This is a genomic window from Actinocrispum wychmicini (genome assembly GCF_004345645.1).
GTDB classification, from domain to species: Bacteria; Actinomycetota; Actinomycetes; order Mycobacteriales; family Pseudonocardiaceae; genus Kibdelosporangium; species Kibdelosporangium wychmicini.
In genome coordinates this window covers 43,667-62,371 of the sequence record NZ_SLWS01000017.1, presented here as the reverse complement: position 1 = coordinate 62,371, position 18,705 = coordinate 43,667, and the positions used below count along the sequence as shown (strand labels likewise).

Annotated in this window: 25 protein-coding genes; 23 read left to right on the top strand and 2 right to left on the bottom strand. The window is 67.7% G+C overall.

Annotated elements, in window-relative coordinates:
- Positions 1-6 precede the first annotated feature (6 nt).
- The 3 genes from EV192_RS48745 to EV192_RS48735 are packed head-to-tail and all read left to right on the top strand — an operon-like array spanning position 7 to position 2,425.
- Positions 7-1,230 carry a hypothetical protein gene (locus tag EV192_RS48745; RefSeq protein WP_132125625.1) on the top strand — a complete coding sequence of 408 codons (1,224 nt, stop codon included), beginning with the start codon at positions 7-9 and terminating at the stop codon, positions 1,228-1,230.
- A complete protein-coding gene (locus EV192_RS48740) occupies positions 1,230-1,709 on the top strand; it encodes a zinc finger domain-containing protein (protein WP_132125624.1) in 480 nt (159 codons plus the stop codon). Before EV192_RS48745 ends, EV192_RS48740 begins: the two co-directional genes overlap by 1 nt.
- A complete protein-coding gene (locus EV192_RS48735) occupies positions 1,706-2,425 on the top strand; it encodes a DUF7341 domain-containing protein (RefSeq protein WP_132125623.1) in 720 nt (239 codons plus the stop codon). Before EV192_RS48740 ends, EV192_RS48735 begins: the two co-directional genes overlap by 4 nt.
- Positions 2,426-2,737: 312 nt before the next feature.
- On the opposite strand, the gene EV192_RS48730 is transcribed toward EV192_RS48735, so the two are convergent.
- Positions 2,738-3,154 (bottom strand): hypothetical protein, encoded by a 417-nt coding sequence (locus tag EV192_RS48730; protein WP_132125622.1) that lies wholly within the window; start codon positions 3,152-3,154, stop codon positions 2,738-2,740.
- Positions 3,155-3,333: 179 nt separating this feature from the next.
- Here EV192_RS48730 and EV192_RS48725 point away from each other — a divergent pair, with 179 nt between their 5' ends.
- The 7 genes from EV192_RS48725 to EV192_RS48695 are packed head-to-tail and all read left to right on the top strand — an operon-like array spanning position 3,334 to position 7,474.
- Positions 3,334-3,942: a ParB/RepB/Spo0J family partition protein gene (locus EV192_RS48725; RefSeq protein WP_132125621.1), complete on the top strand. Its 609-nt coding sequence runs from the start codon at positions 3,334-3,336 to the stop codon at positions 3,940-3,942.
- A complete protein-coding gene (locus EV192_RS48720; protein ID WP_132125620.1) occupies positions 3,939-4,853 on the top strand; it encodes a hypothetical protein in 915 nt (304 codons plus the stop codon). The genes EV192_RS48725 and EV192_RS48720 overlap by 4 nt, the downstream gene beginning before the upstream one ends.
- Positions 4,854-4,857: 4 nt before the next feature.
- Positions 4,858-5,250, top strand: coding sequence for a hypothetical protein (locus EV192_RS48715; protein WP_207926875.1), 393 nt, complete (start codon positions 4,858-4,860; stop codon positions 5,248-5,250).
- Positions 5,251-5,256: 6 nt separating this feature from the next.
- Entirely contained in the window at positions 5,257-5,709 is a 453-nt protein-coding gene (locus tag EV192_RS48710) for a 6-pyruvoyl trahydropterin synthase family protein (protein ID WP_132125619.1), read from the top strand.
- Complete coding sequence (locus tag EV192_RS48705; protein WP_132125618.1) at positions 5,706-6,431, top strand: 7-carboxy-7-deazaguanine synthase QueE; 726 nt, start codon at positions 5,706-5,708, stop codon at positions 6,429-6,431. The genes EV192_RS48710 and EV192_RS48705 overlap by 4 nt, the downstream gene beginning before the upstream one ends.
- 3 nt (positions 6,432-6,434) lie before the next feature.
- Positions 6,435-7,040, top strand: a complete 606-nt coding sequence (folE, locus tag EV192_RS48700) for a GTP cyclohydrolase I (protein WP_132125617.1) — start codon at positions 6,435-6,437, stop codon at positions 7,038-7,040.
- A 32-nt stretch (positions 7,041-7,072) separates the two neighbouring features.
- Positions 7,073-7,474 carry a hypothetical protein gene (locus EV192_RS48695; RefSeq protein WP_132125616.1) on the top strand — a complete coding sequence of 134 codons (402 nt, stop codon included), beginning with the start codon at positions 7,073-7,075 and terminating at the stop codon, positions 7,472-7,474.
- A gap of 572 nt (positions 7,475-8,046) precedes the next feature.
- Here EV192_RS48695 and EV192_RS48690 read toward each other — a convergent pair.
- Complete coding sequence (locus EV192_RS48690; protein ID WP_132125615.1) at positions 8,047-8,439, bottom strand: hypothetical protein; 393 nt, start codon at positions 8,437-8,439, stop codon at positions 8,047-8,049.
- Positions 8,440-8,481: 42 nt separating this feature from the next.
- Between EV192_RS48690 and EV192_RS54435 the strand changes: the two genes are divergently transcribed.
- The 13 genes from EV192_RS54435 (at position 8,482) to EV192_RS48635 (ending at position 18,699) form a co-directional block, all read left to right on the top strand.
- On the top strand, positions 8,482-8,874 hold the full coding sequence (locus tag EV192_RS54435; RefSeq protein WP_165960995.1) for a hypothetical protein: 393 nt from the start codon (positions 8,482-8,484) through the stop codon (positions 8,872-8,874).
- A gap of 1,025 nt (positions 8,875-9,899) precedes the next feature.
- Positions 9,900-10,325: a phage terminase small subunit gene (locus tag EV192_RS57710; RefSeq protein ID WP_481730789.1), complete on the top strand. Its 426-nt coding sequence runs from the start codon at positions 9,900-9,902 to the stop codon at positions 10,323-10,325.
- Positions 10,326-10,344: 19 nt separating this feature from the next.
- A complete protein-coding gene (locus tag EV192_RS48675) occupies positions 10,345-11,922 on the top strand; it encodes a terminase (protein WP_132125613.1) in 1,578 nt (525 codons plus the stop codon).
- A gap of 11 nt (positions 11,923-11,933) precedes the next feature.
- Positions 11,934-12,089, top strand: coding sequence for a hypothetical protein (locus tag EV192_RS54430; protein ID WP_165960994.1), 156 nt, complete (start codon positions 11,934-11,936; stop codon positions 12,087-12,089).
- The gene (locus tag EV192_RS48670; protein WP_132125612.1) at positions 12,086-13,432 is read left to right on the top strand and encodes a phage portal protein; all 1,347 of its coding nucleotides are present in this window, start codon (positions 12,086-12,088) and stop codon (positions 13,430-13,432) included. Before EV192_RS54430 ends, EV192_RS48670 begins: the two co-directional genes overlap by 4 nt.
- A gap of 8 nt (positions 13,433-13,440) precedes the next feature.
- A complete protein-coding gene (locus EV192_RS48665; protein WP_132125611.1) occupies positions 13,441-14,166 on the top strand; it encodes an HK97 family phage prohead protease in 726 nt (241 codons plus the stop codon).
- A 28-nt stretch (positions 14,167-14,194) separates the two neighbouring features.
- Complete coding sequence (locus EV192_RS48660; protein WP_132125610.1) at positions 14,195-15,421, top strand: phage major capsid protein; 1,227 nt, start codon at positions 14,195-14,197, stop codon at positions 15,419-15,421.
- 16 nt (positions 15,422-15,437) lie between these two features.
- Positions 15,438-15,854, top strand: a complete 417-nt coding sequence (locus EV192_RS54425) for a hypothetical protein (RefSeq protein ID WP_165960993.1) — start codon at positions 15,438-15,440, stop codon at positions 15,852-15,854.
- Positions 15,855-15,869: 15 nt separating this feature from the next.
- Entirely contained in the window at positions 15,870-16,124 is a 255-nt protein-coding gene (locus EV192_RS48650) for a hypothetical protein (RefSeq protein WP_132125608.1), read from the top strand.
- Positions 16,125-16,126: 2 nt separating this feature from the next.
- Positions 16,127-16,951: a hypothetical protein gene (locus EV192_RS48645; protein ID WP_132125607.1), complete on the top strand. Its 825-nt coding sequence runs from the start codon at positions 16,127-16,129 to the stop codon at positions 16,949-16,951.
- Between the two features lies 1 nt (position 16,952).
- Positions 16,953-17,438: a hypothetical protein gene (locus EV192_RS48640; protein WP_132125606.1), complete on the top strand. Its 486-nt coding sequence runs from the start codon at positions 16,953-16,955 to the stop codon at positions 17,436-17,438.
- Between the two features lie 61 nt (positions 17,439-17,499).
- Entirely contained in the window at positions 17,500-17,664 is a 165-nt protein-coding gene (locus EV192_RS54420; RefSeq protein WP_165960992.1) for a hypothetical protein, read from the top strand.
- Between the two features lie 3 nt (positions 17,665-17,667).
- Positions 17,668-18,699 (top strand): phage tail tube protein, encoded by a 1,032-nt coding sequence (locus tag EV192_RS48635; protein ID WP_132125605.1) that lies wholly within the window; start codon positions 17,668-17,670, stop codon positions 18,697-18,699.
- Positions 18,700-18,705 lie beyond the last annotated feature (6 nt).

The following is an 18,705-nucleotide window of genomic DNA, read 5'->3' as shown; positions in this document are numbered from 1 at the left end:
GTTCTCATGGCGCGTGATCACGCTCGTATCGATGTGTCCATTTGGGACGACCCGGATTTCCTGGAGTTGTCTTGCCAGGCTCAGCGTCTGTACTTCCTGCTGTTGTCGCAGCGGGAACTGTCGTACTCGGGACTGTTACCCATGCGGTTACGGCGGTGGGCATCCCGGTCCCGGTCGACCACGGTAGAAGCCATCACTGCCGCGTTGGCTGAGCTGGATGCCGCCCGGTTCGTGGTCTGCGACCACGACGCCGAGGAGGTGCTGATCAGGTCGCTGATCCGCAACGACGGGATCTACAAGCAGCCGAACGTGTTGGCGGGCGCGTTGCGAGAGGCGTTCCTGATCACCAGCCCGGTCCTGCGGGCGGCGTTGGCGTCCGAGCTGCGGCGCCTGCCCACTGAGGTGGTCGGCGCCGGTCCGGAGATGGCCGCAGTCGCTCTGGTCGCGGGCGTGACCGAGCTGCCCGCCGCGATCAAGACCGCCGGGACTGGTGGCCGCAAGCCGAAGGCCGCCGGTGCGGAGGAGCGTCCCCGTACCCGTCCCGCGCCGTCCCGGCCGCAGCAGCCTCCGCGCTCGCAACGCCCGCCACGGTCCACACCGGAGCAGGCGCCGCCGGCTGGCCGTTCGCGCAGGTCGAACAGCCCGGCGAACCCTTCGGCGAAGGGTTCGCCGCAGGGTCAGGGGGGAGGGGGTAGGGGGCAGAGGGCTTCTGTTGCCCCCCTTACGCTGGAAACTCCTACCGTTGGCGGCGACCCGCGCGCACGTGAGCACGCGCACCCCCGCGCAGACGCACCCACACGCGAGCAGGCCGCCCGGCTGGTGGACCAGGAGATCCCTGGGCAACCCCAGGTGGTTGCCGCCCGCCTGGCGCGTGAGGCGGCCGAGCTGCTGTTGGAGGGCATCGACCAGGCGCACGTCGCGGCTGGGCTTCAGGTGTGGGCGGGCAAGCAGCTCGGGACGCGCCTGCTGCCGGATCTGGTCGCCGAGGCGATGCGCGCGCCGACGATCGCCGTCGCCTCCGCGCGCCGGGCACGCTCGACCACCGACGAGCGGGTCGCCGCAGCGTTCGCCCTGGCCGACCACTTCGCCGCTGAGGAAGCCCGTGACCGCCAGCACGACACGAGCGCACGCCCGGACGACGGCCCCAGGGTGGGTGATCTCTGGGACGGCGAGCACGGCTGGGACGGGCAGGCGGGGCCGTTGGCCGGGTTGCTGGCGGGGGTGGCCTGATGGGGCTGGATCGGTCCGAGGTCGCCAAGCTGCTTGGCCTGGCCGCGAGCCTGGATCAGCGCACGGTCGGGGTGGCGGACGTGTTCGCCTGGCAGGCCGCGCTGGAGGGGGTGACCTTCGGCGAGTGCGAAGCCGCGATCATCGCGCACGCCAAGGCCGCCCGGGAACCGGTCCGCCCGGCTGACATCCTCGTCGCGGTCCGCGATCACAGGCGTCGGCGGGCGGAGCGGACGGCGATCCCGCACAGGCCCACCGACCGCGCCACCGCCGCCGCAGCAGCGAAACACGGGATGGCGGACGTGTACGCCGAGATGGGCTGGACCTACAACGCCCAGCGCGCGGCCGCGATGACGGTGCCCTGCCCGCTGGTCGGCTGCTGGGCGCCGGTCGGTCGACCGTGCCGCAAGTACGGCAACCGCTACCAGGACATGCACCACGAACGCCACACCAAGGCAGCCACCAAAGGGGTACGCAGGTGACCGTCCACAGCGAACACGTCGATGCGGTGGTGGTGACCCGCGACGAGGCCGCCGCCGCGCGCCTGGAATGGGAGGTCGCGGTGGATCAGCTGGTACAGCCTGGTCAGGTCCTGATCACCCGGGAGAACGGGACCCGCGAGTACGCGGCGGTGCATAGCCTGCTGGACCAGGTCGCGGGCGCGGTCATGCCCGGCCACGAGCACAACGCCAAGGTGTCCGGCGGTGGCTCACGGCCGCCGGGATCGCTGGGTGCGGTGAGCCTGCTTGCTGAGATCCGCCAGGAGGTGACGCGGGCCTGTCTCGGGCATGAGGATCACGGGCAGCCTGAGGCGGTGGCGGATCGGTTGCGGTTGTGGGTCGGTCACGCGGAGGCCTGGCAGCACCAGTATCCGGACTATGTGGTCTGGGCTGCCGCTACCGTGTCGGACTGGGTGCGTCAGGCGAGGCGGTTGCTGGATCCGCCGCCACGTGTCGGGTTACGGGGCCGGGCCTGCCCGGTCTGTACGGCTCGGACAGTGCGGGTGTGGTCGGACGACGAAGGCGACTTCGTGCGGCAGCCTGCGTTGGCGATCGATCCGGAACGGGTACAGGTGGTGTGCGCCGACTGCGGCCGGTGCTGGGGTCTGGAGATGTGGACGCAGCTGGCGGCCACGCTGGATCGACAACTACAGCACGAAATCCTTGCCGTGTCAGCGGCCCCGGCGCTGTCGGGCTGAAAGTGCTTGACTGGCCCGTGTTACAGCGGCCATACTGACCCGGCTAGGTACTCCTGTGCCCGCAACCAGGACCCGGCGTCGAGACCCCCGCGCGAACCTCCCTCCCCCAGTGGTTCGCGCGGGGGTCTCCGCCATCTAGGGGCGCCGTGGTCCCCAGTTCCGGCGATGACGGGGTGGCTTGGGGCCGGTAGGCTTCCGGGGCCAGAGCCGGGTTACAGCCTTTCACAGGCTCTGGCACAGCGCTGCGCCCCCGGGACGGTTGTTTGCCGCAACCATTCGACCGGGGGCGCAGTCACACTTATGTGTTCAGTCCTAGCCCGACACTGTGACTTGTCCGGGGGTCCAGTTCCCGCTGTTCCAAGCAATCTCGGTCAGGATGCGTACCGAGGAAAAGAATCGCCGATCCCACGGGTCGCGGTCGTTCTTCCAGTTGTAGGAATCCACAAAGTCGATGATGTAGTCGATTAAGGAATCGGCCTCCTTGCTGTACTGGAGGATGCCCCCGCCGGTGAACGTGAAGTCGTTCGTCAATCCGCCGATACACACCTGGAGTCGTTCGCGTTCCCGGATGGTGATGCTGAATTGGATGTCGGCTGGCACAGGATCGTGTCCGACCAGCTTGTACAGGTCTTCGAGCATCCGGTCGGCCAGGATGTCGAGAGGGCGGACCACGCGGACTCGGTCGAATCTGGGACCGTATGTACGGTCTCCATGGACGTGCTTGTTCATTTTCAGCCTTTCACGTAACGGCGTCGAGGATGTTTGCCGCATCCCCATGCCGTGGATATCACTTACATGATCACAGGGCACCTCGATCTGGACAACGCAATACTCCGTCGGTCACTGGAATGGACCGTGACACGCATTCATTGGTTACGCGCAGCGAATGACCCGAGGCGGGTGGAGTAGTGGCGAACGTCCTTTCTCAGCAGTACGTGACCGTCCGTTTGGACGAGATCCGGCCTCACCCGGACAACCCGAACAAGGGTGATGTCGACGTGATCGGGGACTCGATCGATGAGAACGGGTTCTTCGGCGCCGTGCTGGTCCAACAGGCCACCGGGTACATCCTGGGCGGTGAGCACCGCTACCGCGCCGCGCGGCAGAAGGGGTTGGCCGAGCTGCCCGCGCTAGTGCTGGACGTCGACGACGACCGGGCGCGTCGCATTCTGCTGGTGGACAACCGTTCCGCGCAGCGTGCCGTGTGGGATGACCAACGGCTGTTGGCGATGCTGCAAGAGCTGGCCGAGGCCCCGGCAGGGGTCGCCGGTACCGGGTTCACCACGACCGAACTGGACGACCTGGCCGGGGTGATGGCTGACCGGCCGACGCTGACCGAGCTAGCCGCCCGGCACGGCGAACCCGACGAGGCGCTGATGCTGCCTGAGATCCGGCTGAAGGTCACGGCGGAGTTGTTCGACCAGTGGCGCGCCGCGCTGGATCGCTACCCCGGCAAGGACGACGTAGAGAAGCTGGCCGGACTGCTGGACGTGCTCGCAGCGGAGAGCGGCCCGTGACCGCACCCGAGCCGTTCAAGATGCTGTGCAGCTATGCGTACTTCCGGGTCAAGCGCATGGACGAGTTCCTCGGCAGCCTGCCCGGCGGTGAGGCATCCATGTTGTTCGGCGACTCAGGCGCGCACTCCGCGCGGACACTGGGTATCCACCTGACACTGGAGGATTACGCGGCCTGGTGCAGACGCTGGGATGACCAGCTGACGGTGTACTCCAACTTGGACGTGATCGGGGCGCCGGAAGCGACCTACCGCAACCAGAAACGCTTAGAGGCCATGGGGTTGCAGCCGCTTCCGGTGTTCCACACTGGCGAGCCGTGGTACTGGCTTGAGCGCTATCTGGATGAGGGGTACACCTACATCGCGTTGGGCAAGCTGCTGGGCAACCCGGTCAAGGTGGTGACTCCGTGGCTGGTCAAGGCGTTCCGCCTGGCGGAGGGCCGCGCGGTGTTCCACGGGTTCGGCATGACCGTATGGGAGCTGTTGAAGACGTTCCCGTTCTACTCGGTGGATTCCTCGACCTGGGGCCGCGGCTTCCGGTGGGGAACGATCCGACTGTTCGACCGTGGCCGGTGGGTTCTCGTGCGACTGCGCGACCGGGCTGCCGTGCTGCGCCACCGCGACTTGATCCGCAAGCACGGGTACGACCCGGTGATCTTGGCCCACCACGACACCTACGACCGCGCGGCGATGGGCGGGCTGTGCGCGGTGGCCTACCACCGCGCCGAAGCGTGGCTCCGCGCCCGGCACCACCCGGTCGGCGTGCCCTCCGGAGTGCACAACCCGTTTCGCTGTGACCCGGCCGGTGTGCCTGCCGGGCTGCATCTGTACCTCGCGGACGCCACCACGCATTGGCTGCTGCGCGCTGCCACCGGCGTACACCGCTACGACCATCCACCGACCACGAGGGAGTAACCCGTTGGATACCTTGCGGCGCACCATTTCCGTCGGACCGTTCGACATCTTCTTCACCAACGTCAACAAGGCCATGGGCCTGCGCGCGCACTCGCACTACGGCCGGGTCCTGGTGGTGTACGACACGTTGGGGCGTCATGGGTATCCGTCGTTCGCCGATACCAACGAGGCATTGAGAGCCCGGATCCATGAGTTGACCCGGCAGGTGTTCAAGGACGCCACCAACGAAGACGCGGCCGAACGGATCTTCGTGCACCTGGACGGGTGGGTCGCGCCGCAATGGGAACCGTGGGGCGGGGGCTACCGGTTGCGCGCCATCCACTTGGACGTGGTCGGCGTGCGCGACGACATCGGTCACGACTCGTCCACCACCACCTACGTCGTGAGCCGGGGGTGACACGGCGTGCACAGCATCACCGTTCGGCACAACTTCGAGACCGCACACCGGCTGCCCCACCTGCCCGGCAAGTGTGAGTCGCTGCACGGGCATTCCTGGTGGGCTGCGGTCACCCTGTGTGCCAGCGAGCTGCCCGAGGACAAAGTGGTCGTGGATTTCGGCACGGTCAAGCGCCTGTTGCGCGGCTGGATTGATCACCACCTGGACCACGGCGTCCTGCTCGGCGACGGTGACCCACTGGTCCCGGTGCTGGCCGACCACGGCAAGGTGTTCGTGATGGCCGGCTGGCCAACCGTGGAAGCGGTGGCCGAGCTGCTCGGCGAGGTCGCCGGCAAGCTGCTGTCAGGCATCCTGGACACCGACGAGGTCCACGTCGCCGAAGTGACCGTGACCGAGACCCACCTCAATCAGGCGATGTGGCGCCCACCAGCCACGCCCGTGCCGGAGGCGGGGCCGTGACCACCTCGGACCGAGCCAACACACTGGAGATCGCGGAACTGTTCGGCCCCACTGTGCAGGGCGAGGGGCCGAGCCTCGGACGGCCAGCCGGATTCCTACGGCTGGGCGGCTGCAACTTCACGTGCCTATGGTGTGACAGCGCCTACACCTGGGACGCCACCCGGTTCGACCTGCGGGTGGAGCTGGACCGACGGGACGTCGCCGACGTCGCCGAGCAGTTGCGGGCGATGGCGGTGGGCCTGGTGGTCATCACGGGCGGCGAACCGTTGATGCAACAGCGAACCCCAGGGTTCGCGGCACTGCTGGGACTGCTGGCCGACCTCGATATCGAGATCGAGACCAACGGGTCCATCCACCCCACCGATGCCCTGATGGACAACGCGACTGTCCGGTTCAACGTCGGGCTCAAGCTGGCCAACTCCGGGGTGCCGGAACACCTCCGCATCCGCGCGGCATCGCTTCGGGCCTTTTGGCGCCTGGCGGGCGAGGGTAGGGCGTGCTTCAAGGCGGTGTGCTGTCACCGGGGCGATGTCGCCGAGCTGGCGGGCCTGGTCGATCGGCTGGAGCTGGACCCGGCCACGGTGTGGGTGATGCCCGAGGGACAGACCGATCTCGACACTGTTCATCACTTGCGGCGCATCGCCGAGCCCGCGATCCAGTACGGGTTCAACATCACGCCTCGCCTGCACATCAGCATCTGGGAGACCGAAAGGGGCCGATGACCCATGATCGCCAGCAACACCGACACCACCGCGCCACAGGGGTTTGCCGACGCCTGCGTGGCGGTCCGGACGCTGCTGCGGTTCGCCGGCTACGACCCTGACCAGCCGGTGATCCGCGACACCCCGGACCGGGTGGCGCGGGCGCTGGCGGACATGACCGCCGGCTACCGTGAGGACCCCCGCGTCTACCTGGAGCGGGTGTTTCCCGAGCAGGGCGCGGACGGCATGGTCGTGGTGTCCGGTATCCGGTTCGCGTCGCTGTGTGAGCACCACATGTTGCCGTTCTCCGGGACGGCCACAGTCGGGTACGTCCCCCGTGACGGGCGACTGCTCGGCTTGTCCAAGCTGCCCCGGCTGGTCGGCGTGTTCGCGAGGCGGCTGCAAGTGCAAGAGCGGCTGACCGCGCAGATCGCACGCACTATCCACGAAGACCTTCCGGCCGAAGGCGCGGCGTGCGTGGTGTCCGCGACCCACACGTGTGTGAGCGTGCGAGGCGTGACCCAGCCGCACGCGGTCACCATGACCCGAGCCTGGGCCGGGTCCTTCCGCGACGATCCCGAAGCGCGGCTGGAGTTCCTGGGCCGCGCAGAGTCCACTCCTGACTGGTAACCCCACAGTCCGGTACGCCGCAGGGGGTGCCGATGAGCATGGACCGTCAAGCGGCTGCCGCGGAGCGCCGCGGCCGCGCGTTGGAACTGCGCAAGGCAGGCGCCAGCTATGAGCAGATTGCCCAGCAGTGCGGCTACTCCCACCGAGCCACCGCGCATCGGGCTGTCACACAGGCTCTCGCGTCGGTCGCCGACGAGTTGGCGGCCGACGTCCGGACCCTTGAGCTGTCCCGTTTGGACTCTATGCTGATGGGTTTGTGGCGCGCGGCACGTGACGGGGACGCCTCGGCGGTGGATCGGGTGTTGAAGATCATGGAGCGGCGGGCGAAGATCCTCGGTCTGGACACACCCGCCGACCAGACCGATCGCGTGGTTTCTCCGCTGGGACAGGTGCGTCAGCGGGGTCACGCCTCGTCGGGGCGGGACACCGCGTAGGGCTGTGCGGCTCGCCGACCCGAGGCCGTGCCTCCGTGTGGGTCCGGTGTGGACACGGCGGCTCGGCTGGCGAGGCGGTGAGCGAACCATGACGCGACGTCCGTGTCTGGACTGTGGTACCCCCACCACCGTGACGCGTTGCGATTCGTGCAAGCGGGCGCGGGAGCGGGCCCGATCCACGGCGCGCGGGAGTACCACCCACCGTGGCTACGGTTCGGCGTATCGACGTCGCCGCGAGGTCGTGATCGCGACCGCGACCCACTGTTGTCTCTGCGGTGTCCCCTTTGGACCTGAGGACCTGAGGACCGCTGAGCATCTTGTTCCGATTCGCTTCGGTGGCCGCGACGGTCCACTCGGCGCTGCTCACGCTGCGTGTAACTATGGGTGGAGGGGACGGGATGGGTAGGGGGTACCCAGTGCCGCGAGGCTGACCAGGGGAAACGCGACCCATCTCTTACCCTTCCAGAACTGTGTACGGGTCTGGGACCTGACGGCAACAAGCAATCGTTGGGTATCAACTCAAGAGGTGTTGACGCATGACTGTCCGGTATTCCAAGGCATGCGAGCCCCGATCAAGAGGACTTTGCCCGGCTTCGCGCCTTGTCGTGTGTATGGATTTCGTAGAGGTCAAGGCCGATCTGTTCGGAATGCTGGTCGACCCATCCTTGGAGTTCTGGGGGCCACCGCGTGCCCGTGGACCACCGCACACCGTCAAGCAAGCGTTCACGATCATCCATGTCTCGCAGGTCAATACCCCGCAGGTCCGTGTCGATCATGTTGCGTTGAGCGCTGTCGAGCCGCTTCAACGCATGGGACATCGCGTCCAGTTCGGTTTGTGTGGTGTGTTCCGTCACCGCAGGTACCACGAACGTGTCTGAGGCGAAACCGGCATCACGGCCGCGAACCAACAAGTCGGTGAGGACACGGATCAGCACGCCAGCCAGCACGCCGGCCAGCACGCCCACCAAGTCGAGGCCGAGGCCAAGGGCCCGGGCAAGGGCGGGGTCGTGTTCGCTGGTGCGTTCGAGGAGGCGGACGAGGAGGCGGACAAGGACACGGGCAAGGGTGAAGTCGAGGTTGTGGTCGAGTTTGTGGGCGAGGTTGCCGGCGAGGCTGTGGGCACGGTCAAGGAGGCGGTCAAGGACGCGGTCAAGATCGGGTGCGACACGGAGCTCAAGCTGGGGTTCGAGGACACGGTCGAGGATGACGTCGAGGACCGGGACGAAGACTGGGCCATGGGCACGGTCGAGGACGCGGTCGGAGTCGAGGAGGCGATTGAGGTCGACGGTGCGGTCGAGGGTGCGGTCGAGGTCGAAATCGGGGGCGCGATCAAGGTCGAGGGTGGGGGCGCGGTCGAGGGCACGATTGAGGTCGAGAGCGAGGACGTGGCTGTGTTCTAGGGCCTTTAGAAGCGTCAGGGAAAGTTGCATCTCGGTGTCCACAAGCCAGCTACGGGCTGCAAGGCGCTCCTGACCGGGCAGAGCAGCGAACTGGTCAGCGAACTGTGTGAGCGCGCTGTCGTCGGTGTTCGTGGGAGGTTGGTTGGGCGCAACAGGAGTGGGTGGATCGCGGTGGTGGTGCATCAGTCGGTGGACGGCGGCGCCGAACGTGGCGGGTTGTCCTGGTGCGGGTGTGAAGGCGGGGGTGCGTCGAGAGAGGACAGCCACGATTTGGGCCAGCAGCGTGGGCCCGCTCATGGGGTCTCCTGACGTTTCGTCTGTGCGTTGGGTGGCGCCGTGAGGGTCCGTGGCCGCGTCACCTTGGTTGTATGCGGCTGGGTGTTGGACATGGTCCGAGCGTTGGTGGAAGGGGCAGTATTGGAGGGCGGGGTATCTGGGGCTGGGGCGGACGGCAAGGGTAGGTACGCGGCAAGATGTCCGGCAACAACCGGAGCAGTGGCTCCGATTGCCAGCGCGGGCAGAGGCGCGGTGACCTGGCCGGCTAGTGCGGCCCCGAGGATTCCGCCCACAGCCAGTCGTATGAGTTCGGCGATGAAGTAGCCCAGCGGCCCGGCAGCCGTGCCCCCCGTGGGCGCGGTCGCCTCGGCGTCGACCTCCCAGGGCCATTTGCGGTACCTGCGTTGCAGTGCGGCGAATTCTAGGCCTTCCGCCACGAATCCGCCCGCGAGGGCCCATAGGCACGCCTGCCACCACACCATCCATTGACCCTAGATGTCCGCCAAACACCGAATCACTTTGGCCCGCAAGGGCGTAGATTCTCTGGACTGTAGAACCCGGCGAACTCGATCACCAACACGCGCCGAGTCGCCAAAGCGCCAGACAGAACCCAACGGTGGCTGACCTGTGCCGACACCTGTCAGGGGTGTGGTCTCGCCGATTGGAAAGGTGTTCGCCACAACGGTTGCGTGTCAGGGCTTCCGGTGGACGCCGTTCGTATTCGGCCCGCTGCTCCGGGAGGTATCTCCATGGCTGGTCGCGGCCCGACACCGAAGGATCCATCGAAACGGCGTCGCCGTAACGCTGACTCAGTTCCATCGACGGCGGTTAGCGCGGATGGTCAGGTTCGTGGTCCGCAGCTTCCCGACACTGTCGACTGGCCGGAGCAAACCCGACATTGGTGGCATACCTGGCGGACCTCGCCGCAAGCGCAGTCCATGACCGGGACCGATTGGGACTTTCTGTTGGACACCGCGTTGTTGCACGCGGAGTTGTGGTCGGGTGTGGCCTCGGTCGCGCCGGAACTGCGGCTGCGGGTTGGCAAGCTCGGTGCGACTCCGGAGGATCGCCAGCGGCTACGGATGCAGATCATCGAACCCGGCGCGACTCCGCCGCGTGCACCACGGCCAGGCCGCTACGCCCACCTGACCGTGGTGTCCGAAAAGGACGACTGACCACGCCTCGGGGGTTGTGATGCCGTGGCGTGGCCCGCAGTATCCCGGTGAATTTCCCTCGCTGGGCTGGTCGTTGCTGGAATGGTGGGCCGACTTCCTGCCCGCGCCGAGCGACCCGGACGCGCCGCTGCTGCTGACCGACGAGCAAGCCCGGCTGGTGGTCCGGTGGTGGGCGCTGGACCCGGTGACCGGGGCGTTGCGCTACCGCCGTGGCTGCTCACGCCGGTCCAAGGGATGGGGTAAGAGCCCCCTTGAAGCAGCCAAGGCTTTGGCCGAGCTGGCCGGTCCGGTCCGGTTCGCTGGGTGGGACGCGCGCGGGGACCCGGTCGGCCGCCCCTGGGGCACCGCTGGTGATCCATCGCCCTGGGTGCAGATCGCGGCCTGCTCGGAAGACCAGACCGATAACACCTACGGCGCGCTTTACGAGGCGTTGACGGCCAACGACGGCCGCGCCGCTGACGACCTGCGGATTGATGTCGGGTTGACCCGGTGCTTCCTGACCGACCGGCCCGGTCGGCTGGAGCCGGTCACCGCCTCGGCTGGTTCCCGGGAGGGCCAGCGGGTCACCTACGCCACGTTGGACGAGACGCACCTGTGGCTGCCGTCCAATGGGGGGCGCAAGCTGGCGCGGACGTTACGCCGCAACGTGGCCAAGATGTCCGGCCGCTCCTATGAGACCACCAACAGCTACACCCCCGGGGAACGGTCGGTCGCCGAGGACACCCACAAGGCCGCGGACCAGGGCGCGGCGGGGTTGTTCTACGACGCGGTGGAAGCCCCCGAGGTCCGCGAGGACGCCCCGGACACCGAGCTGCGCGCCGCGCTGGCGGTCGCCTACGGCGACGCGCATTGGGTGGACCTGGACCGGCTGGTCGCGGAGATCCGCGACCCGGACACCGAATGGGAAGAGGCGCTTCGGTTCTTCTTCAACCGGCCGACCGACGACCGGCTGAAGGCAGTCGAGGCCGCACGATGGACCGCGCTGGCCCGCCCGGATATCCAGGTGCCGCACGGAGCGCGGGTCGGCCTTGGCTTCGACGGCAGCATCAGCGATGACGCCACGGCGTTGCGTGGCTGTGTACTCCTACACGGCAAGCCACACACGTTCGTCATTCGCGTGTGGACTCGCCCGCCCAACGCGCCGCGCGGGTGGCGCATCCCGCGCACCGAGGTACACGAGACGGTGGCGTGGGCGTTCGACCACTACCAGGTCGGGCTGATGCTGTGCGACCCGGCGAAGTGGCACACCGAAATCGAGGGCTGGGCGCAAGCCTACGGCGAGGACCGGGTGGTGTTCTTCGACACCAACAGCCTGATCCGGATGTCCCGGGCCTGTGACAGGTGGCTCACCGCCGTGGCCGAAGGCGCGTACTCCCACGACGGAGATCCGGTCACGACGGATCACGTGCTGGCCATGCACCGCAAGAAAGTGCACGTGCGGGACGCGGATGACGACGGCCGCACCAAGTACGTGTTCGTCAAAGGCCCGGACCGCCGCAAGATCGACGCCGGGATCTCGGACGTGTTGGCGCTGCAAGCCGCCGTGACCATGCCCGACCAACCCCCAGCTGCCGACCCGTGGGCGCTGTACGGCTAACAGGAGAACCCATGACGCCTCAGGAAATCGCACTTGCTTCCCTGCTGGTCTTGGCGGCTGGTCTGGTCGTGACCGGCGTGCTGCTGCTCTCGGTCCCCATCGGACTCATGGTCGCCGGAGTCCTGGTCGCCGCGCTGGCCGCGCTGTTTCTGGTGGAGGTCTCGTGAGGCTCTCCCGCAAGGTCACTACCCCGCACGGTCGGGGCCGTAAGGAGTGGACTGAACCGCCGTTCTGGCAGCTCGATCTGTTCCGGCAGTCCTGGCAGACCGGCAGCACCTCGGACCGGGAACGGATCGAAAACGACTTCTCCGGCTACGTCCAGGCCGCGTACAAGACCAACGGTGTGGTGTTCGCGTGTGTCCTGGCGCGGCAACTCGTATTCGCTGAAGCCCGGTTCGCGTGGCGCGAGTTCACCGACAACGGACGACCGGGCGACCTGGTCACCTCGCCCGAGCTGGCCCTGTTGGCCAAGCCGTGGCCGTCAGGCACCACGGGCGAACTGCTGGCCCGGATGGAATCCGACGTGTCCCTAGCGGGAAACTTCTACGCCACCACCGTGGACGCCGCTGGGAACGTCGGGCGGGCCGCGACCGGTCCCGGTCGGCGCGTGGTGCGGATGTCCCCGGACCGGGTCACGATCGTGATCGGATCAGCCTCCGGCGACCCGGACGCGTTAGACGCGCACGTGGTCGGGTTCGACTACCAACCCCGCCAAGGGGACCCGGTCGCGTTGCTGGCCGACGAGGTGTGCCACTACTCGCCGATCCCCGACCCGGCCGCCCGCTGGCGGGGCATGTCCTGGCTGAGCCCGGTCCTGGAAGAGATCGGCTCGGACAAGGCCGCAACCATCCACAAACGCCGGTTCTTCGACAACGGCGCGGTCCCGTCGATGGTGGTCACGTTCGACAAGGACGTGCAGCCCGAGCGGTTCGAACGATTCCGCGCGGCGATGGACGCCCGGCATCGGGGCGCGCACAACGCCTACCGGACGTTGTTCCTCGGCGGCGGCGCGGACGTCAAAACCGTAGGCACCAACCTGCTCCAGGTCGATCTCACCGGCGTGCAGGGCCACGGGGAAACCCGGATCGCCGCCGCTGCCGGGGTCCCGCCGGTCATCGTGGGCCTGTCCGAAGGCCTGGCCGCAGCCACCTACAGCAACTACGCGCAGGCCCGCCGTCGGTTCGCGGACGGCACCATCCGCCCATTGTGGAGGATGGCAGCCGGGAGCCTTCAGAACCTGCTGACGCCGCCCACGGTGGGCGCGTCACTGTGGTACGACGACCGCGACATCCCGTTCCTGCGCGAAGACCGCCGCGACGTCGCGGAAATCCAGTTCCGGCAGGCATCCACCATCCGCCAACTCGTCGACGCCGGCTTCGAAGCCGCAGCGGTCACGACCGCCGTGGCCGCCGAGGACTTCACCCTGCTGCGGCACACCGGCCTGTTCTCCGTGCAGCTCCAGCGCCCCAACACCACCCCACCGCCTACCGACGTCCCGACTCCAGTGTAGGAGCAATCGTGAATACCAAACGCCTCCGGGTGGAGGTCAAGGACCCGGACCGGGGTGAGGTAACCGCCGTGTTCGCCACCCTGGACACCATCGACGCCGACGGGGATGTGACCGTGCCGGGCGCCTTCACTGACGGTGCCCCGGTTCGCATCTCGGCCTACGGTCACACCACCTGGCAAGGCGTGCTCCCAGTCGGTAAAGGCGTCATCCGCACTACCGACCGGGAAGCCATCCTGGACGGCCAGTTCTTCCTGGACACCGCCGCCGGGCGCGACACGTTCGCGGTGGTTAAGCAGATGGGTGACCTTCAGGAGTGGTCCTACGGATACGACCCGGTCACCTTCTCCTACGGCGAGCAGGACGGCCGCCCGGTCCGGTTCCTCGAAGGCATCACGGTGCACGAGGTGTCGCCGGTCCTGCGTGGGGCCGGTGTGGACACCCGCACCCTGGCCGTGAAGAACGGCCCCATGAGTTTCGGCGATGAGGCGCGGGCGGTCCTGGCCGCCATATCGAGCCTGACCGAGCGAGCCGCTGACGTCGTGGCGAAGCGGCAGGCCAAGGGCAAGGGCCTGGGTGCCCAGTCCATTGAGCTTCTGGCCCAGGTGGACACCGAGTTGGCCCGCCTCGGGTCGTTGCTCACCGAGCCCGAGATCCCGCCGGATACCGACGTCCAGCGGGAGTACGTGCGGCTGCTCGCGCGCCGGGCGAATCCGCATCCCGCACTCGACGCCTAGCGTCCCCACTGTCAAGGAGTAAACCGTTATGTCTTTCCCCGCGCTCAAGGACGCCCAGGACCGCCTGGCCGCCAAACAGAAGGCGCTGCATGACATCTTCACCGAGGCCGGTCCCGAGCTGGACATGGACCGGGTCAAGTCCCTGCCCGGGACCACCGAGGACAAGGTCACCGAGATCCGGGCCCGCAATGACGAGCTGGACGAGATTGGCCGCCAGTTCGACGACCTCCAAGCCATCGCGAAGGCATTCGCCCGCTCTCGCCAGGCCCCCGAGGAACACAGCGAGTCCGGCGCTGATCCCTCCGGCAGCCCAGCACAGCCAGACGGCACCAGGACGTTCGGCGACCTGTTCACCGAATCGGTTGCCTACAAAGGTGTTCAGGGTCAGGTCGGCCCCGAAGCACACTTGGATGTGGAGCTGAAGACGCTGTTTTCCACCACGGCGGGGTGGCTGCCCGAAACCACCCGGACCGGCAAGGTCGTTGAGTTCGCGACTCGCCCCGTCCAGCTCATCGACATCATCCCCGCGACCACCACCGGCCAGGCCGCCGTGGTCTACATGGAAGAGACCGTGCTCACCAACACGGCAGCCGAGACGGCGGAAGCCGCGGCCTACCCCGAGGCCGCATTGCAGCTCACCGAACAGACGTCCCCGGTACGCAAGGTCAGTGTCTGGTTGCCGGTCACCGACGAGCAGCTCGACGACGAGCCCCAGGCACGCGGGTACGTCAACAACCGAATGCCGTTCATGCTGCGCCAACGTTTGGACGCACAGATCCTGATCGGTAACGGGACCGCGCCCAACCTGCGCGGCATCCTCAACACCCCCGGCATCCAGACCCAGGCCAAGGGCGGCGACCCGGTCCCGGACGCGATCTACAAGGGCATGGTGAAGTGCCGGGTGACCGGCCGTGCCCTGCCGAACGCGGCGATCATCCACCCGAACGATTGGCAAGACATTCGGCTGCTGCGCACGGCGGACGGCCTGTACATCTGGGGCAGCCCGAGCGAGGCCGGACCGGACCGGATTTGGGGCTTGGGTGTGGTGCAGTCCGACGCCGGCCCGGAGAACACCGCCGTGGTCGGGGACTTCGTGAACTTCAGCGAGTTGTCCACTCGGCGGGGTGTGGACGTGCAGGTGTCCAACAGCCACGCGGACTTCTTCATCAACGGCAAGCAGGCCATTCGCGCCGACGTGCGCGCGGCCCTGCTGGTCTACCGGCCCGCCGCGTTCTGCACCGTGACCGGAATCTGACAAGGGGTGGCCAGGTATGCCGATCATCGAGAACACCGGTCGAGTCCTGGGTGGACTCGGCCTGGGCCGTATCAAGCCCGTGACCGCCGTCTACGACTTCGCGGTGGACGGGGGCGCGGTCGGGGACATCGTGTTGCGCGGCGACAGCGTCCCGGCTGGCGCGATGGTGGTGGACGCGTTACTGCACGTGGACACCGCGCTGGCCTCGGCCACCGGCACCGCCGCGTTGCGGGTCGAGACCGCCGGGGACCTGCAACCGGCCACGGCCGCGACCGCCGCCCCCTGGACGTCGACGGGGCCGAAGCGGGCCGGTCTGACCGCGACCAGTCCACCCGTGAAGACCACCGCCCGCCGACCCGTCGTGCTCACCATCGGCACGGCCGCGCTGACCGCTGGTCGGGTCACGGTCGTGGTGTGGATCGTCGAACTCTAGGAAGGAGGCACCAGGATGAGCGACCACGAACTGTCCGATGTGGTGTCCTCGGTCGAGTCCGGCGGGCAGGTCAAGATCACCCAGCGTTTGTACCGCACCACCGACGACCGGATCGTCCGCGAGGGCCACCCAGACGCCGCGTTCCTGTACGTAACGCCGGGTACGTACATCCCGACCTGCGAGGCCCAGCGGTACGGACTGCTGCCCGCGACCGACGCGGCTGTGCCGGGCAAGGCTCGCCGCAAGCCTGCCAGCTCGCGCGGGGGGTGACCGTGCCGTTCGACCTCGGGGACACCGTCACGTTGGCAGCGGACTGTCACGCCCCGGGCGGGCAGCTCGCCAACGCGGCCACGGTCGCCCTCACCATCACCGCCCCGGACGGCACGACCACCACGCCCACAGTCACCAACCCTCCCACCGTGGCCGGTCGGTACCGGTACGACGTCGTGCCGATACTGCCCGGCCGTCACCTCGCGCGCTGGGTATTCACGAGCCCGGCTGACGCCTACGCGGACGCGTTCGACGTCGACCCGGCCGACGTCCCCATGTTGCTGTCTCTGATGGACGGTAAGCGCCAGCTCAACATCACCAGCATTGATCATGATGAGGAGATCCGCGACTACCTCACTTCGGTGACCGATGTCATCGAGGCATTGTGCGGCCCAGTCGTCGTCCGGCCGATCACCGAGGTCCATCACGAGCAGTGCGCCCGGGTCTTGGTCCTGCGGCAACCGCCCGTGCTGGCCCTCCGGTCGGTGACTCCGGTCCTGACCTATGGCATCGCACCCACCGTGTCCGAACTCGACGTCGATAGCGACACGGGGACCTTGCGGCGCAAGGACGGCCGGTGGTTGACCGGCGGCCCGTGGCGGGTCGGGTACACCGCTGGGCGGCCGGTCGTGCCTGGCGGTATCCGGCTGGCCGCCAGGGTCATCCTGGATCACTTGTGGCGTACTCAGAACGGCGCGGACGGTCTTCCCGCGCTGGCGCATGACGACTACGCCGTCACCCAACCAATTGCCGGCCTGGGGTTCGCGGTCCCCAACCGTGCCCTGGAACTGGTCGACCGCTACCGGCGAACCCCCGAGGTGGGCTGACATGACTGACGTGTCCCGTATCCCCGCAGCCATTGACGGTCTGGTGGCGTTGTGCACCACCGCAACGGCCCCCGCCGAGCCGCTGCACGGGGTGCACGTCTACGACGGGCCACCCGTCACCGACCTGTCCGACCCGCTCATGCTGTTCCTCGGCGACACCCCCGACACCCTGGAATCGGTGACCGGGACCCAAACATTCGCCGAGCTGGGCGGCGCAAGTCGGGACGAAACGTTCTCGATCTCCTGTACCGCCGTGGCCCGCTCGGGCGACACCGACATGAAAGCCCGCCGCGACGCCGCGCACGCGATCATGGCCGCCGTCGAACGCCTACTCCGACCGGGGGAGCCGGGCGCGGACATCACCCTCGGCGGGGCGGTGCTGTGGGCGCAGGTGGGCGGCGACATCGTGCTCTCGCAACTCCAGTACGCCAAAGGGTCGCTCGCCCGGCTCAGGTTCGCGGTGACCTGCCGCGCCCGCCTCACCTAGGAGACCCCATCCCATGCCCCCACAGACCACACCAGACACCCGCACGGATGAGGTCCGGAACATGACCGGCGAACCGCGCGAACTCCCGATCATGTTCCGGACAATCCAACCGGGCGAGTCCGTCACCCTGCCCGCACCGGTCGCGCAGCGGCTGGCCGAGCAACCCGGCTGGGATCTCGTCACCCCCGGCAAGCCCACCGCCCCCACCGACAAGAGCGAGGAGTAACCCATGGCCACAACAGGTTCGGGCCTGTCCGCGCAACTCGGCGTTGGCGAAGAAACCACCGTCGGCACCGGCGTGCCCCCGACCCGGTTCCTACCCTTCACCAAGGAATCCCTAAGCGGGGACTTCCACACCGTCCGCAACGACGTACTCGCGGCAGGCGGCCAGTACCGGCGGGCCTCCCAAGACGTCCGCACCACCCGCACCGCCAAAGGCGGCGTGGAACTCCCGGCCACCGACCGGTCCATGAGCCTGCTGTGGAAACACATGCTCGGCGGAACCCCGGTCATCACCGACACCGCACCGACCGGCGGCAAGATCCACCGCATCCAACCCGGACCGCTCGCCGGGAAGTCCCTCACCATCCAGAAAGGCGTCCCCGAACCGGTCACCGGAAACCCGGTGTCCGCGTTGAACTACACCGGCGCCCGCGTCACTGAGTGGACCCTGGGCGTGAAAGTCAACGACCTGTTGCGGCTCAAGCTCGACATTGACGCCTTCGACGAGGTCGCCGACACACCCCCGCTCGCAGTCGCCAACTACCCGATCACCCGCCCGTTCCACTTCGCCCAATGCACCATCAAGACCGGCGGGACCGCGACCACCAGCAACAGCATCGTGTCCGTGGCCGGCGGCACCCGCCTCAACCGCGTGACCGGGTTCGAACTCAAAGGCGCCAACCCCATGGACACCACGAGGTTCTTCCTCGGCGCGTCCGGGCTGAAAGACGAGCAGATCGAAAACGACTTCCGCGACCTAGCCCTGAGTGTCGACGCGGAGTTCAACCGCGCCCAGGTCTACGACACCTACCGGGCCGGCGCGTTCCTCCCAGTCCAGATCACCTTCACCGCCGGCCTGATCGCCACCGGCGTGAACGCCGTGTTGGACATCGTGTTGCCGGCCGCCCGGTTCGACTCCAACCCGGTCAACGTCGACGGCCCCGACATCGTGCAAGCCAAGGCCGAACTCGTGATCGAGAGCGACGAGACCAACCCGCCGATCCAGGTCACGTACACCACGGCCGACACCACCGCGTAGAGAAAC

Bases quoted from the DNA above. Each gene is read 5' to 3' on its own strand.
- EV192_RS48745 (WP_132125625.1), top strand. From the start codon at position 7: ATGGCGCGTGATCACGCTCGTATCGATGTGTCCATTTGGGACGACCCG.
- EV192_RS48740 (WP_132125624.1), top strand. From the start codon at position 1,230: ATGGGGCTGGATCGGTCCGAGGTCGCCAAGCTGCTTGGCCTGGCCGCG.
- EV192_RS48730 (WP_132125622.1), bottom strand. From the start codon at position 3,154: ATGAACAAGCACGTCCATGGAGACCGTACATACGGTCCCAGATTCGAC.
- folE (WP_132125617.1), top strand. From the start codon at position 6,435: ATGATCGCCAGCAACACCGACACCACCGCGCCACAGGGGTTTGCCGAC.
- EV192_RS48695 (WP_132125616.1), top strand. From the start codon at position 7,073: ATGAGCATGGACCGTCAAGCGGCTGCCGCGGAGCGCCGCGGCCGCGCG.
- EV192_RS57710 (WP_481730789.1), top strand. From the start codon at position 9,900: ATGGCTGGTCGCGGCCCGACACCGAAGGATCCATCGAAACGGCGTCGC.
- EV192_RS48675 (WP_132125613.1), top strand. From the start codon at position 10,345: ATGCCGTGGCGTGGCCCGCAGTATCCCGGTGAATTTCCCTCGCTGGGC.
- EV192_RS54430 (WP_165960994.1), top strand. From the start codon at position 11,934: ATGACGCCTCAGGAAATCGCACTTGCTTCCCTGCTGGTCTTGGCGGCT.
- EV192_RS48660 (WP_132125610.1), top strand. From the start codon at position 14,195: ATGTCTTTCCCCGCGCTCAAGGACGCCCAGGACCGCCTGGCCGCCAAA.
- EV192_RS54425 (WP_165960993.1), top strand. From the start codon at position 15,438: ATGCCGATCATCGAGAACACCGGTCGAGTCCTGGGTGGACTCGGCCTG.
- EV192_RS48650 (WP_132125608.1), top strand. From the start codon at position 15,870: ATGAGCGACCACGAACTGTCCGATGTGGTGTCCTCGGTCGAGTCCGGC.
- EV192_RS48640 (WP_132125606.1), top strand. From the start codon at position 16,953: ATGACTGACGTGTCCCGTATCCCCGCAGCCATTGACGGTCTGGTGGCG.
- EV192_RS54420 (WP_165960992.1), top strand. From the start codon at position 17,500: ATGACCGGCGAACCGCGCGAACTCCCGATCATGTTCCGGACAATCCAA.
- EV192_RS48635 (WP_132125605.1), top strand. From the start codon at position 17,668: ATGGCCACAACAGGTTCGGGCCTGTCCGCGCAACTCGGCGTTGGCGAA.